We start from the raw sequence: 13819 nt of genomic DNA, 5'->3' as shown, positions 1-13819 counted from the left end.
TCAGCCGCGCAGCGACAGCAGGGCGGGGATCACGTAGCCGGTCAGCAGCGGGGCGAGATCCGCGCGGTGCTGCGGCCCGTCGAGGGGGAGCCAGTCGATCTCCTCGATCTCGGCCGCAGGACGGGGCTCGGCGGTCAGCGGGCACAGGAAGACGGTGGCGACCAGGTGGGTGTCCGCCTCGTTCGCCGCCGGCCCCTCCCAGGTGCCCAGCAGGGTCAGGTCCTGCGGTGCGACGGTGAGGCCCAGCTCCTCGGACACCTCCCGGGCGCCGGCCTGCGCCGGCGACTCGCCCGGCTCCGGCTTGCCGCCGGGCTGCATGAACAGCGTCGTCCCGCGCTTGCGTACCAGCAGCAGGCGGCCGCGGTCGTCGATCAGGCACAGGGCGGTGACGGTGATGGTCGCCCGGTCGGTCATTCGGCTCGTCCGTTCCGGCATGGCGTCCAACCTACCGCCGGACGACGAAGGAGGATGGGCGCGGCTGCCCATCCTCCTTCGATGCCGTGTGCCCCTGGCCGGAATCGAACCGACGACCTTCCCTTTAGGAGAGGGACGCTCTATCCTACTGAGCTACAGAGGCTCGGATCCGTGGTGCTCCCGATCCGGCGGTCCTAGCTTACCCGTTCTTCGTCCCGGGGTCCGCGCTCCCGCGCAGGTCCGCGCAGGCGCCGCGGCAGGAACACGGCCACCGCTCCTGCGAGGAGGCTGACGGCGAGCAGCACCCAGCGCAGGACCGTCAGCGCCGAGGCGAGTGCCACCGTGCCGGGATCGGCGCCCGCGAGCGCCGTGTCGATCGCGATGTTCTCCCACAGGTCGGCGACGACGAAGAGGATCACCGGCGACCACAGCAGCCGGCGCAGCCAGCGGCGTCCGGCGTTGAGCTGGACCAGCAGGAGCCAGGCGAACGCGAAGATCAGCGGGAACAGAGTGCCGGCGGTCCGGTGCACGTAGCTCAACTGGCCGCGGGCGTCGTCGTCCATCGTCTCGCGCAGGCGCTGGACGTACCCGGCGTCGTATCCGCCGATCATCAGGTCCGGCATGGTCAGTCCTCCGGACAGCTGCGTCATCTGCCCCAGTGTCAGCAGGTGGAAGTACCAGAAGAGGAACAGGGCGGCGACGGCGGCCGCGATCAGGACGAGGTTGCCGTTGCCCTTCCGGCTCCCCGCCGAGGGCGGCGTGGAGGGTGCGGAGGGTGTCGCCGCCGGTACGCCGGCTGAATGCTTGCGTGCTATCTGCGCCCTCGTCTTCGCCACCCCTCCAGTATGGGCGACGCGGCGGCGGTCCCGGCATCGCCCCGACGGCGGCGCGCGGCGGGTGAGTGTCGGGGGTACCGCCTAGAATTGGAGCACCATGGACATGCTCTTCGATCCCTACGTCTCCCCGCCCACGCCCGCCGAGAAGAAGCGCGCGCGCGAGGCGGCGATGGCGGCGGAGCACTCCGATCCCGCCGCCGGACACGTGCCGTCGCGCGTCGGCGTGGACGAGCACAGGGCGCAGGAACTGCTGGTGGGACTGAACCCCCAGCAGGAGGAAGCCGTGAAGCACGGGGGGTCGCCCCTGCTGATCGTCGCCGGCGCGGGATCCGGCAAGACCCGTGTGCTCAGTCACCGCATCGCGTACCTGCTGGCCACCGGCCGTTCGCACCCCGGGCAGATCCTGGCCATCACGTTCACCAACAAGGCCGCCGCCGAGATGCGCGAGCGCATCGAGGGCCTCATCGGCGACGTCGCCAAGCGCATGTGGATCTCCACCTTCCACTCGTCCTGCGTGCGGATCCTCCGCCGCGAGGCGGCCTCCGTCGGGCTCAACTCGAACTTCTCCATCTACGACTCCGCCGACACGCTGCGCCTCATCACGCTCGTCGCCAAGGGCCTGGACCTCGATCCGAAGAAGTTCGCGCCCAAGGCGATCCAGCACAAGATCTCCGCGCTCAAGAACGAACTGATCGACGAGGAGACCTTCGCCTCCGAGGCAGGCCTCTCCGATCCCTTCGAGCAGGCCGTCGCCGAGGTGTACACGGGGTACGCCCAGCGCATGCGCCAGGCCAACGCCATGGACTTCGACGACCTGATCGCGCAGACCGTGTTCATGTTCCGGGCCTTCCCCGGCGTGGCCGACTACTACCGGCGCCGGTTCCGCCACGTCCTCGTCGACGAGTACCAGGACACCAACCACGCGCAGTACGCCCTCGTCCGGGAAATCGTCGGCGTCCCGGGGGAGTCCTCCGAGGACCCGGCGGAGCTGACCGTCGTCGGCGACTCCGACCAGTCCATCTACGCGTTCCGCGGCGCCGACGTCCGCAACATCGTCGAGTTCGAGAACGACTACCCGAGCGCGCGGACCATCCTGCTCGAACAGAACTACCGCTCCACCCAGAACATCCTCAGTGCCGCGAACGCCGTGATCTCCCGCAACCCGAACCGGCCGGAGAAGCGGCTGTGGACCGCCGAGGGCAGTGGCGAGAAGATCGTCGGCTATGTGGGCGAGAACGAGCACGAGGAGGCCCGTTTCATCGCCGAGGAGATCGACCGGCTCCAGGACGACGAGAACCTCCGCCCGGGTGATGTCGCCGTCTTCTACCGCACCAACGCCCAGTCACGGTCCATCGAGGAGATCCTGCTGCGCGTGGGCCTGCCCTACAAGGTGGTCGGCGGCACCAGGTTCTACGAGCGCAAGGAGATCAAGGACGCGCTCGCGTACCTGCGCGTCCTGGTGAACTCCGACGACGTCGTCAACCTGCGCCGTGTCCTCAACGAACCCAAGCGCGGCATCGGCGACCGTGCCGAGTACGCGATCGCGGCGCTCAGCGAGCGTGAGCGGATCAGCTTCATGCAGGCCCTCCGGCGGGCGGACCAGGCACCCGGGATGGCCACGCGCTCGGTCAACGCCGTGGCCGGATTCGTGAAGCTGATCGACGATCTCGCGGAGGTCGCCAGCGGGTCCGGCGCGTCCGCCGCCCTCGAGGCCGTGCTGGAGCAGACCGGCTACCTCGAGCAGCTGCGGACCAGCAACGATCCCCAGGACGAATCCCGCGTGGAGAACCTGGCCGAGCTCGTCGCCGTCGTCCGCGAATTCGAGCGCGACAACCCGGAGGGCACGCTCGGGGACTTCCTCGAGCAGGTGTCCCTCGTCGCGGACGCCGACTCCATCCCCGACGCCCCCGACGGCTCGGCGGCGGACGTGCAGCGCGCCGTCGAGGAGGCACGCCGCCAGGGCGTCGTGACCCTCATGACCCTGCACACCGCCAAGGGCCTCGAGTTCCCCGTGGTGTTCCTGACCGGCATGGAGCAGGGGATCTTCCCGCACCAGCGTTCGGCCACCGACCCGAAGGAGCTCGCCGAGGAACGGCGCCTGGCCTACGTGGGCCTGACCCGTGCCCGCCGGCGCCTCTACATCACCCGGTCCGAGGTCCGCAGCATGTGGGGCCAGAGCCAGTACAACCCCGCCAGCCAGTTCGTCAGCGAGATCCCCGAGGAGCTGATCTCCTGGAAGCGCGAGGGTGCGGCGAAGCCGGCGTGGACGTCCGGCGGGAGCATCAGCGGGCCGCGGTTCAGCGGGTCCTACTGGGGTGCGAGCGGTGGCGGCTTCACCGGCAGCGCCGCGGCTCCCTCGAAGAGCGTGGGACGCGTGCAGCCGCAGAAGGAAGTGGTGTCCGTCGCGGTCGGGGACCACGTCAACCACGCGAGCTTCGGCAACGGCACCGTCCTGTCCGTCGAGGGCGCCGGCGACAAGACCGTGGCCAAGGTGCGGTTCGACGTCGGCGAGAAGCGGCTGCTGCTGCGCTACGCACCCCTGACGAAGGTGGCCTGACGCCGTTCGCGGCATCATACCGGGAGGAAAAAACGTCAACGATCCCGGGCCGGATTTCTACACCGGATAGAACTGTGGCCTTACTCACTAAACCGATAGTCTGGGAAAGGCCTCCGGCCCGAGGGGCTAAAGTCCCTTGTGTAAACCTACTTCGACGTAGAAGGACTCTAGCCCGTGGACCTGTTTGAATATCAGGCGCGCGATCTCTTTGAGGCACACGGAGTTCCCGTGCTCGCCGGCATCGTGGCGCACACCCCAGAAGAAGCAAAGGCAGCAGCCGAGAAGATCGGCGGCGTCGTCGTCGTCAAGGCCCAGGTCAAGGTGGGCGGTCGTGGCAAGGCCGGCGGCGTGAAGGTCGCCAAGACCCCCGACGAGGCCTTCTCCTATGCTTCGGACATCCTCGGGATGGACATCAAGGGGCACACGGTCCACACGGTGATGATCGCGCAGGGCGCCGACATCGCCGAGGAGTACTACTTCTCCGTCCTGCTCGACCGGTCCAACCGCAACTACCTGGCCATGTGCTCGGTGGAGGGCGGCATGGAGATCGAGCAGCTCGCCGTCGAACGCCCCGAGGCGCTGGCACGCATCTCGGTGGACGCCGGCACCGGCATCGACCAGGCCAAGGCCGAGGAGATCGTCGACGCCGCGGGGTTCGCCCCCGAACTGCGCCAGGGTGTCGTCGCCACCATCCTCAAGCTGTGGGACGTCTTCGTGAAGGAGGACGCCACGCTCGTGGAGGTCAACCCCCTCGTGAAGACCGGTGCCGGTGACATCGTCGCCCTCGACGGCAAGGTCACCATCGACGAGAACGCCGGGTTTCGCCACGCGGACCACGCCGCCCTCGAGGACAAGGACGCGGCCGATCCGCTCGAGGCCAAGGCCAAGGAGAACGACCTCAACTACGTCAAGCTCGACGGCGAGGTCGGGATCATCGGCAACGGCGCCGGACTGGTCATGTCGACCCTCGACGTCGTCGCCTACGCCGGCGAGGCGCACGGCAACGTGAAGCCCGCCAACTTCCTCGACATCGGCGGTGGAGCGTCCGCCGAGGTCATGGCCGCAGGCCTCGACGTCATCCTCAACGACGCCCAGGTCAAGAGTGTCTTCGTGAACGTCTTCGGTGGCATCACCGCGTGCGACGCCGTGGCCAACGGCATCGTGAGCGCCCTCGAGATCCTCGGCGACGAGGCCAACAAGCCCCTCGTGGTGCGCCTGGACGGCAACAACGTCGAAGAGGGCCGCCGTATCCTCGCCGAGGCCAACCACCCGCTGGTGACCATCGCCGACACCATGGACGAAGGCGCCGACAAGGCCGCCGCGCTGGCCTACGGAAAGTAAAGGGTTCCCCACATGTCTATCTACCTCAACAAGGACTCGAAGGTCATCGTCCAGGGCATCACGGGCGGCGAGGGCACCAAGCACACCGCCCTCATGCTGAAGGCCGGGACCCAGGTCGTCGGCGGCGTCAACGCCCGCAAGGCCGGCACCACCGTGACTCACGGCGACGTCACGCTCCCCGTGTACGGCACCGTCCAGGAAGCCATGACGGAGACCGGCGCCGACGTGTCGATCGTCTTCGTCCCGCCGGCCTTCACCAAGGACGCCGTCGTGGAGGCGATCGAGGCCGGGATCGGCCTCGTCGTCGTCATCACCGAGGGTGTCCCCGTCCAGGACTCGGCCGGATTCTGGGCCCTCGCCCAGTCGAAGGTCGACGCCGACGGCAAGCAGGTCACCCGGATCATCGGCCCGAACTGCCCCGGCATCATCACGCCCGGCGAGTCGCTCGTGGGCATCACCCCCGCGAACATCACCGGCAAGGGCGGCGTGGGCCTCGTCTCGAAGTCCGGCACGCTGACCTACCAGATGATGTTCGAACTGCGCGACCTCGGCTTCTCCACGGCCATCGGCATCGGCGGCGACCCCGTCATCGGCACCACGCACATCGACGCCCTCGCGGCCTTCGAGGCGGACCCCGAGACCAAGGCCATCGTGATGATCGGCGAGATCGGCGGCGACGCGGAAGAGCGCGCTGCGGAGTTCATCAAGGCGAACGTCACCAAGCCGGTCGTCGGCTACGTGGCAGGCTTCACGGCGCCCGAGGGCAAGACCATGGGCCATGCCGGCGCCATCGTCTCCGGCTCGGCGGGAACCGCGCAGGCCAAGAAGGAGGCCCTCGAGGCCGCCGGGGTCAAGGTCGGCAAGACGCCCTCCGAGACCGCCAAGCTCCTCCGCGAGGTCTACGCGACCCTCTAGGCCGCGACGCACTCCACCGGACAGCCTCCTCCGCACGCTGCGGGGGAGGCTGTCCGCGTCGGTGGGCCCGGTGCACCGACGGCCCGTGTCCACCGGGGTCGGGGTGGGATCGCGCGCGGGACGCGGGCCCGGGACCGTAGCGTGGCAGGGACGGCCCGGACGGGAAGGAACGGACGAGCGGGAACGGACGGGGAATGAGCAGCGGAACGGGGAACAGCACGACCGGCCGGAGGGGCGACGCCGGCGACCGGCGGCAGCGCAGGTACCTGCGCCGGGCGACGTGGGTGGCGACCCTCGGCGGCCTGCTGTTCGGCTTCGACACCGGCGTCATCAACGGCGCCCTGCCGTTCATGGTGGAGGACCTGCGTCTCACCGCCGTCACCGAGGGACTCGTCGCGAGCTCACTGGTCTTCGGGGCGGCCTTCGGCGCCCTCACCGGGGGCAGGCTCGCCGACGCCCACGGCCGGAAGAGGATGATCCTCGTGCTCGCGGTCGTCTTCCTGGCCGGGACCCTGGGGACGTCCCTGGCCCCCGATGTGACCGTGATGGTCGTCTCGCGACTCGTCCTGGGACTGGCCGTGGGCGGCGCGTCCGTGATGGTGCCGATCTTCCTCGCCGAGCTGTCGCCGGCCGCCCGGCGCGGCCAGGTGGTGACACGCAATGAACTGATGATCGTGACAGGGCAGCTGATCGCCTTCAGCACCAGCGCCTTCCTGGGCACCGTGTTCGGGGACAGCTCCGGGATCTGGCGGTGGATGCTCGTCCTGGCGACCCTCCCGGCCATCGGCCTGTGGATCGGGATGCACTTCGTGCCGGAGAGCCCCCGCTGGCTCGCGGCTCACGGCGCCTTCGGCGTCGCGCTGCGCGTCCTGCAGCGGCTGCGGCCGGAGGAGGTCGCGCGCCAGGAGTACGAGGAGGTCAGGTCGACGGCCATCGAGGACCGCGGGCGCGAGACCGCGGGCCTCCGTGACCTGCGGACGCCCTGGCTCCGCAGGGTCTTCTTCGTGGGCCTCGGGCTGGCCGTCATCCAGCAGATCACCGGCGTCAACTCGATCATGTACTACGGGACGCAGATCCTCGTCGTCGCGGGGTTCGGCACGCAGGCAGCCCTGACCGCGAACATCGCGAACGGCATCATCTCGGTCGCGGCCACGTTCGTGGGGATCTGGCTGCTGGGCAGGGTGGGCCGCCGGCCCATGCTGCTGGTGGGCCAGATCGGGACGACGTCGGCCCTGCTCGCCATCGGGCTCGTCTCGCTGCTCGTGCCGGAGGGCACCGCACGCGGGTTCCTCGTCCTCGCCCTGACCGTCACGTTCCTGGCCTTCCAGCAGGGTGCCATCTCGCCGGTGACCTGGCTGATGCTCTCCGAGATCTTCCCCATGCGCCTGCGCGGACTCGGGATGGGGGCGGCCGTCTTCGTCCTCTGGATGGTCAACTTCGCCGTGAGCCTCAGCTTCCCGATCCTGATGGCCGCGATCACGATCTCCACCACGTTCTTCGTGTTCGTGGTCCTCGGCGTCGCAGCGATCCTCTTCGCGCGCCGCTACGTCCCGGAGACGAGGGGGAGGAGTCTCGAGGAACTCGAGCACGAGTTCAAGTCGGCCGCCGGCGGTCCTGTCCGGTAGGGCGACGGGCGCCTGCGCTTGTAGGGTGGCGAAGGGGACCATCGATCGCGTCCCGCGAGATTCTAGGAGATTCCATGCGCGCCACCATCATCCACGGACCAGGCGATATCCGCGTCGAGGACCGGGACTATCCGAGCATCGTCCGTCCCACGGACGCCGTCGTGCGGGTCACCGCCTCGTGCGTCTGCGGGTCGGACCTGTGGCCGTACCGCGGTGTCCGCCCGACCAAGGAGCCCAAGGCGATCGGCCACGAGTTCGTGGGCGTCGTCGAGTCCGTCGGCGACGACGTCCGGGACCTCGCGGTCGGCGATTTCGTGATCGCCCCCTTCGTGGACAGCTGCGGGACCTGCCCGCCGTGCCGGGACGGTGTCACGGTCGCCTGCGAGCATCTTGCGGGCTGGGGCAGCACGGACGAGCACGGGGACTTCGTGCAGGGCGGGCAGGGCGAGGCCGTGCGCGTCCCCCAGGCCGACGGGACGCTCCGCAAGGTCGAGGGCGTGTCGGAGCCCGATGCCGCCCTGACGGCGAGCCTCCTGACGCTCTCCGACGTCATGTCGACAGGCCACCACGCGGCCGTGTCCGCGAACGTCGGCCCGGGCAGCACCGTCGTCGTCGTGGGCGACGGCGCCGTGGGCCTCTGCGGTGTCCTCGCCGCCCGTCGCCTGGGTGCGGAGCGCATCATCGCGATGTCCCGCCACGAGGACCGCCAGGCGCTCGCACGCGAATTCGGCGCGACCGACATCGTCGCGGAGCGCGGCGACGCGGGCGTCGAGAAGGTGCGGGAGCTGCTCGGGGGAGTCCTCGCGGACTCGGTCCTCGAGTGCGTCGGCACCAAGGAGTCCATGGACCAGGCGCTGCGCAGCACCCGGCCGGGCGGACACCTCGGATTCGTCGGGGTCCCCGCGGGCGGACCCGAGCTGCCGATCAGCTACCTGTTCGCGAAGAACATCACGGTGGGCGGAGGCATGGCCCCCGCGCACACCTACATCCCCGAACTCCTGAAGGACGTCCTCGACGGGACGATCGACCCGGGCCGGGTGTTCGACGTCGAGATGCCGCTGGAGGACGTCGCCGAGGCGTACAAGGCGATGGACGAGCGCCGCGCCATCAAGGTGCTGCTCAAGCCCTGACCGCTCCACCACGACGCAGGGCCCCTCACACCGGAGGGGCCCTGCGTCGTCGTGCCACCGATGCGGCCGCCGGCGGGCAGAATGGAGGGCATGACGACCCCCGGCACGGACTCCGCCTACCTCATCACCCGCGAGCGGCTCATCGCGGCTCCCGCCGAGACCATCTTCGAGGTCCTCGCACGGCCCTCCCTCCACAGCGTGATCGACGGGTCCGGGACCGTGCGGGGCGAGCAGCCCCACGGTCCCGCGCGCCTGTCACCGGGAGCGCGGTTCGGCATGGAGATGAGGATCGGGGCCCCCTACAAGATCCTCAACCGCGTGGTGGAGTTCGAGGAGGGCCGCCGGATCGCCTGGCGCCACTTCTCGGCCCACGTCTGGCGCTACACGCTCGAACCCCGCGGGGAGTCCACGCTCGTACGCGAGCAGTGGGACGGCCGGGCCGTGCCGTGGCGGATCGTCTTCCGGCTCGCCGGGTTCACCCGCCGCCACCCGGCCAGCATCGAGGCGACGCTGGCCAAGCTCGAGGACTACGTGCTGCGGGTCCGCGGAGCCTAGGCCACCGAGGTGCCGAAGAGCAGCCCCAGGAGGTAGGTCGCGGCCGCAGCGCCGAGTCCGATCGCCAGTTGCCGCAGCGCCAGCCGCAGGGGGGATGCGCCGGACAGGAGGCCGACGACGGCGCCGGTCGCCAGCAGGGCGAGTCCCACCAGGACACAGGCGACGACGACGGCGGTGACGCCGTCGAGGCCTACCAGGTACGGGAGCACCGGGATGATCGCGCCGGAGGCGAAGAAGCAGAAGCTCGAGGCGGCGGCGCCCAGCCCGGTCCCGACGGTCTCGTGCTCGTCGACGGCGTCGTCCTCGTCGGGCTGGAGGGAGAAGCTCGGATCGCAGTCGCAGCTGTACAGGCCCAGCCGCTCGCCCGCGCGGTGTTCCGCGGCCGCCGGCGTCATGCCCCTCGCCCGGTAGACCAGCACCAGCTCGTTCGCGGCGATGTCCAGTTCCTTCGCCGCGGTCAGGGTGATCTGCGTGGGGCGCGTCGCGGACAGCAGCTCCCGCTGCGACCGCACGGAGACGTACTCGCCCGCGCCCATCGACAGGGCGCCGGCCAGCAGCCCGGCCAGTCCGCTGAACAGGATGAAGGACGTGGAGACGCCAGTGGCACCGATACCCATGATCAGTGCGAGGTTGCTGACCAGGCCGTCGTTCGCCCCGAACACCGCCGCCCGGAAGTTCCCGGACAACCGGTTGCGGCCGCGGGTTGCCAGGCCGCGCACCACCTCCTCGTGGATCTGCTCGTCGGCCACCATGGCGCTCGTCGCGGAGGGATCCGAGGCGTAGGGGGAGCGGCCTTCGGCACGCTGCGCGAGCGCGAGGACGAAGACGGATCCGAAGCGGCGCGCGAGCACCCCGAGGATCCTGTTGCGCACGGACGGGCGGAGGGGCCGTCCGACGTCGTTGCCGAGCAGGGCGAGCCAGTGCGCCTCATGGCGGCCCTCGGCCTCAGCGAGGCCGAGGAGGATCTCGCGCTCCTCGCCGGTCCGTCGGCGCGCCAGGTCGCGGTAGGTCGCGGCCTCGCCGCGCTCGTCGGCGAGATACTGGCGCCAGCGCTTGATGTCGTTCCGGGAAGGGGTCTGTTCAGGGGATGTCACGGGATGCTCCGGTTGGTCAGGTGCACGCGCTCTCCAGCCGAAGCGGGGGCTCCGGCCGGGGGTCGCGAATGCGTCGATTCGGCCGAAGGTCTCGCTCGCCGGTCGGACCGGTGGATTGCCGGGCACCATCGGTGCCAGTATGTCGACAGGCCGCACGTCCACGGACGCGGAGCTACTCCCCTTCGACCCACCATGCTACCGGACCCGCACCTGCACCCCGGGGCGGTGCGCCGGGAGCGGAGCCGGGTGCCGGAACCCTCCGGCCCGCGATACAGTCGAACGGATAACAGGAAGCAGGCTTATGGATCTGGCAGCCCGACCGTGGGTCGCGAGCTACGCGCCCGACGTGCCCCGCTCCTTCGACGTGCCCGACGGCACGCTCACCGACCTGCTCGACACCGCGGTGCGCGCCTACCGCAGGGCGCCGGCCCTGGAGTTCTTCGGGGCCGCGACGACGTACGGCGGGCTGGGTGATGCCGTGGCGCGCGCGGCGGAAGGACTGCGCTCGCTCGGTGTCGCCGCGGGTGACCGCGTGGCGCTCGTCCTGCCGAACTGCCCCCAGCACATCATCGCGTTCTACGCCGTCCTGCGTCTCGGCGCGATCGTCGTCGAACACAACCCGCTCTACACCGACCGCGAACTGCGGCACCAGTTCGAGGACCACGGGGCGACGGTGGCCATCGTGTGGGACCGCGTGGTGCCGCGCGTCCAGCGGCTGCCCGCGGACATCCCGGTCGCCGCGATCGTGTCGGTGGACCTCGTCGCCGCGATGCCGGCATCGCGGCGGCTGGCCCTGAAGCTCCCCGTGCGACGTGCCCGGGAGGCGAAAGGGGCGCTCACGACGACGGAGAAGCTCACGGGTCCGCGGAAGCTCGTGCCGTGGCAGGCCCTGCTCCGCCACCGTCCCCTGCCCGCGATGCATCCGCGCCCCGCCGCGGAGGACACGGCCGTCCTCCAGTACACCAGCGGGACCACCGGGGTGCCCAAGGGCGCCATCCTCTCGCACCGCAACCTGCTGGCCAATGCCGCGCAGGGCCGGGCCTGGGTGCCGGGCCTGCAGGCGGGACGGGAGACCGTCTATGCCGTCCTGCCCATGTTCCATGCCTACGGGCTGACCCTGTGCCTGACCTTCGCCATGAGCATCGGCGCGAGGCTCGTGCTCTTCCCCCGGTTCGACGTCGGCCTGGTGCTCGACGCCGCGCGGAGGAGCCCGCCCACCTTCCTGCCTGCCGTGCCGCCCATCTACGAGCGGCTGGCGGCCGGCGCGGCGGAGCGCGGGGCGGACCTCCGCAGCATCCGGTTCGCGATCTCCGGCGCCATGAATCTCCCGCAGTCCACGGTGGAGACCTGGGAAGCGGCGACGGGCGGCTACCTCATCGAGGGCTACGGGCTGACGGAGACGTCCCCGGTGGCGGCGGGCAACCCGATCGGTCCCACCCGGCGTCCCGGGACCGTCGGTGTGCCGTTCCCCGGTACCGACGTGCGGATCGTGGATCCGGAGGCCCCCGGCCGGGACCGCGCGCAGGGTGACGCCGGGGAGCTGCTCATCCGTGGACCGCAGGTGTTCCAGGGCTACTGGCGCAGGCCCGACGAGACCGGGGCGGTGCTGCTCGACGGCGGATGGTTCCGGACCGGGGACATCGTGCGGATGGACGACGACGGCTTCCTGACGATCGTCGACCGGATCAAGGAACTCATCATCACCGGCGGCTTCAACGTGGCGCCCTCCGAGGTGGAGGACGCCCTCCGTGCGCATCCGGGCGTAGCCGACGCGGCCGTCGTCGGGCTGCCCCGGGCGGGAGGCGGCGAGGACGTCGCGGCCGTCGTCGTCCTGGCCCCCGGCGCACGCCTCGACGTCGAGGCCCTCCGATCGCACTGCCGCGGCGCGCTCGCCGCCTACAAGGTCCCCCGCATCATCGTGCAGGCGGAGGACCTGCCCCGATCCCTGATCGGCAAGGTCCTCCGGCGCGAGGTGCGCACCCAACTGCTCAACGATGGCCTCCGTGCCGAAGGAAAAGGTGACAGCCGATGACATCCTCCCCATCAGCGCGGGCGGGAACACCCGCCCCGAACGGCCCCTGGCGTGACAGCCTCGGGAACGCCAGCATCCGTGCGGCGCAGGTGCTCCTGCTCCTGGTGCTGGCCGTGGTGGCCGTCTACGCACTGGTCCAGGTCCGCCTCGTGGTGATCCCGATGCTGCTGGCACTCATCCTGGCAGCCGCGATCGGTCCCTTCGTGAACTGGCTGCGGCGGAAGGGCTGGGGACCGACGGTCGCCACCACGGTCTCCTTCCTCCTGCTCCTGCTCGTCTTCGGCGGACTCATCACGGGCATCGTGTTCGCCGTGGTGGGACAGGCGGGCGAGCTCGCCTCCAGTGCCACCGAGGGATTCGACAAGCTCTACGAATTCGCGCAGAACGGTCCCATCCCGATCGACGACGGGCAGATTCAGCAGGCACGGGACTGGGCGGTCGACTTCGCGACGAGCAGCACCGTGGGCGCGGGCGCCATCTCCGGCCTCAGTGCGGCGGGCAACTTCACCGCCGGGGCGCTGCTCATGGTGGTCATCCTGTTCTTCTTCCTCAAGGACGGCGAGAAGATCTGGGCGTTCCTGCTGCGCGCGTTCAAGGGCAAGCGCCTCGTGAAGGCCCGCCGCGTCGGCTACAGCAGCATGGCCGTCCTGGGTGGCTACGTCCGCGGGACCGCGATCGTGGCCCTGGTCGACTCGGTCTTCATCGGTCTCGCCCTGTTCATCCTCGGCGTCCCGCTCGCCCTGCCGCTGGCGGCGATCGTCTTCATCGGCGCGTTCATCCCGTTGGTCGGGGCGACGCTCGCCGGTGTCCTCGCCGCCCTGATCGCCCTCGTGGCCAACGGCCCGTTCGTGGCACTGATGGTCATCATCGTCGTGATCGTGGTGAACCAGCTCGAGGGGAACTTCCTGCAGCCCGTGGTCATGGGCCGCACCCTGCAGGTCCACGCCCTCGTCATCCTGATCGCGCTGACGGCCGGCACCATCCTCGCCGGCATCATCGGCGCCATCCTGTCCGTTCCCGTGGCCGCCGTGGGGTGGGCGGCGATCAAGGCCTGGAACCAGGAGAAGGACGACGAGATCACGGAGGCCGAGGTCGACGCGGCCGAGAAGCAGACGGCCCTCGACGAGACGGGCCACGGCCTGAGCAGCACGCCCAAGGAGGAGCAGGGGGCCAAGGTGGCTGCCGCGGGCGTCGCCGCGGAGGAGGCCGAGGACCGGCCGGGCACGCAGGAGCGCAAGATCGACCCGTCCGCGGGCGGTTCGGCCGGTGGCTCCGACGGGGGCCGGGGCGGGTCCTCGACGGCGGGTCGCTGACCGCCCG

At 70.3% G+C, this 13819-nt stretch carries 11 protein-coding genes and 1 tRNA gene; 8 read left to right on the top strand and 4 right to left on the bottom strand.

Going from position 1 to position 13819, the window contains the following annotated elements; genetic code table 11:
- The 3 genes from AC0Z9V_RS12030 to AC0Z9V_RS12020 form a co-directional block, all read right to left on the bottom strand.
- Positions 1–414, bottom strand: a complete 414-nt coding sequence (locus tag AC0Z9V_RS12030) for an NUDIX hydrolase (protein ID WP_485141649.1) — start codon at positions 412–414, stop codon at positions 1–3.
- An 89-nt stretch (positions 415–503) separates the two neighbouring features.
- Positions 504–577, bottom strand: a tRNA-Arg gene (locus AC0Z9V_RS12025).
- 31 nt (positions 578–608) lie between these two features.
- Positions 609–1250, bottom strand: a complete 642-nt coding sequence (locus tag AC0Z9V_RS12020; RefSeq protein ID WP_485141648.1) for a hypothetical protein — start codon at positions 1248–1250, stop codon at positions 609–611.
- A 97-nt stretch (positions 1251–1347) separates the two neighbouring features.
- Between AC0Z9V_RS12020 and pcrA the strand changes: the two genes are divergently transcribed.
- From pcrA to AC0Z9V_RS11990, 6 genes are all read left to right on the top strand, one after another.
- The gene (pcrA, locus tag AC0Z9V_RS12015; protein ID WP_459291160.1) at positions 1348–3807 is read left to right on the top strand and encodes a DNA helicase PcrA; all 2460 of its coding nucleotides are present in this window, start codon (positions 1348–1350) and stop codon (positions 3805–3807) included.
- A 174-nt stretch (positions 3808–3981) separates the two neighbouring features.
- Positions 3982–5148 carry an ADP-forming succinate--CoA ligase subunit beta gene (sucC, locus tag AC0Z9V_RS12010; RefSeq protein ID WP_459267369.1) on the top strand — a complete coding sequence of 389 codons (1167 nt, stop codon included), beginning with the start codon at positions 3982–3984 and terminating at the stop codon, positions 5146–5148.
- A gap of 12 nt (positions 5149–5160) precedes the next feature.
- Complete coding sequence (gene sucD / locus AC0Z9V_RS12005) at positions 5161–6063, top strand: succinate--CoA ligase subunit alpha (RefSeq protein ID WP_485141647.1); 903 nt, start codon at positions 5161–5163, stop codon at positions 6061–6063.
- A gap of 194 nt (positions 6064–6257) precedes the next feature.
- On the top strand, positions 6258–7688 hold the full coding sequence (locus AC0Z9V_RS12000) for a sugar porter family MFS transporter (protein WP_485141646.1): 1431 nt from the start codon (positions 6258–6260) through the stop codon (positions 7686–7688).
- 74 nt (positions 7689–7762) lie between these two features.
- Entirely contained in the window at positions 7763–8818 is a 1056-nt protein-coding gene (locus AC0Z9V_RS11995) for a zinc-dependent alcohol dehydrogenase family protein (RefSeq protein ID WP_208740580.1), read from the top strand.
- A 90-nt stretch (positions 8819–8908) separates the two neighbouring features.
- A complete protein-coding gene (locus AC0Z9V_RS11990; RefSeq protein ID WP_133083185.1) occupies positions 8909–9373 on the top strand; it encodes an SRPBCC family protein in 465 nt (154 codons plus the stop codon).
- Here AC0Z9V_RS11990 and AC0Z9V_RS11985 read toward each other — a convergent pair.
- Complete coding sequence (locus tag AC0Z9V_RS11985) at positions 9370–10467, bottom strand: VIT1/CCC1 transporter family protein (RefSeq protein WP_244186159.1); 1098 nt, start codon at positions 10465–10467, stop codon at positions 9370–9372. The two genes, AC0Z9V_RS11990 and AC0Z9V_RS11985, sit on opposite strands and share 4 nt — an antisense overlap.
- Before the next feature lie 301 nt (positions 10468–10768).
- Here AC0Z9V_RS11985 and AC0Z9V_RS11980 point away from each other — a divergent pair, with 301 nt between their 5' ends.
- Both AC0Z9V_RS11980 and AC0Z9V_RS11975 read left to right on the top strand, forming a co-directional pair.
- Complete coding sequence (locus AC0Z9V_RS11980) at positions 10769–12499, top strand: long-chain-fatty-acid--CoA ligase (protein WP_485141645.1); 1731 nt, start codon at positions 10769–10771, stop codon at positions 12497–12499.
- Positions 12496–13812: an AI-2E family transporter gene (locus AC0Z9V_RS11975; RefSeq protein ID WP_133083188.1), complete on the top strand. Its 1317-nt coding sequence runs from the start codon at positions 12496–12498 to the stop codon at positions 13810–13812. The genes AC0Z9V_RS11980 and AC0Z9V_RS11975 overlap by 4 nt, the downstream gene beginning before the upstream one ends.
- The last annotated feature ends 7 nt before the right edge of the window (positions 13813–13819 follow it).

Source organism: Arthrobacter sp. UYP4, from assembly GCF_057291175.1.
This window is presented reverse-complemented; position numbering and strand designations above follow the sequence as displayed.

Coding starts and splice junctions, on each gene's coding strand:
- AC0Z9V_RS12030 (WP_485141649.1), bottom strand. CDS start 414: ATGACCGACCGGGCGACCATCACCGTCACCGCCCTGTGCCTGATCGAC.
- pcrA (WP_459291160.1), top strand. CDS start 1,348: ATGGACATGCTCTTCGATCCCTACGTCTCCCCGCCCACGCCCGCCGAG.
- sucD (WP_485141647.1), top strand. CDS start 5,161: ATGTCTATCTACCTCAACAAGGACTCGAAGGTCATCGTCCAGGGCATC.
- AC0Z9V_RS12000 (WP_485141646.1), top strand. CDS start 6,258: ATGAGCAGCGGAACGGGGAACAGCACGACCGGCCGGAGGGGCGACGCC.
- AC0Z9V_RS11995 (WP_208740580.1), top strand. CDS start 7,763: ATGCGCGCCACCATCATCCACGGACCAGGCGATATCCGCGTCGAGGAC.
- AC0Z9V_RS11990 (WP_133083185.1), top strand. CDS start 8,909: ATGACGACCCCCGGCACGGACTCCGCCTACCTCATCACCCGCGAGCGG.
- AC0Z9V_RS11980 (WP_485141645.1), top strand. CDS start 10,769: ATGGATCTGGCAGCCCGACCGTGGGTCGCGAGCTACGCGCCCGACGTG.
- AC0Z9V_RS11975 (WP_133083188.1), top strand. CDS start 12,496: ATGACATCCTCCCCATCAGCGCGGGCGGGAACACCCGCCCCGAACGGC.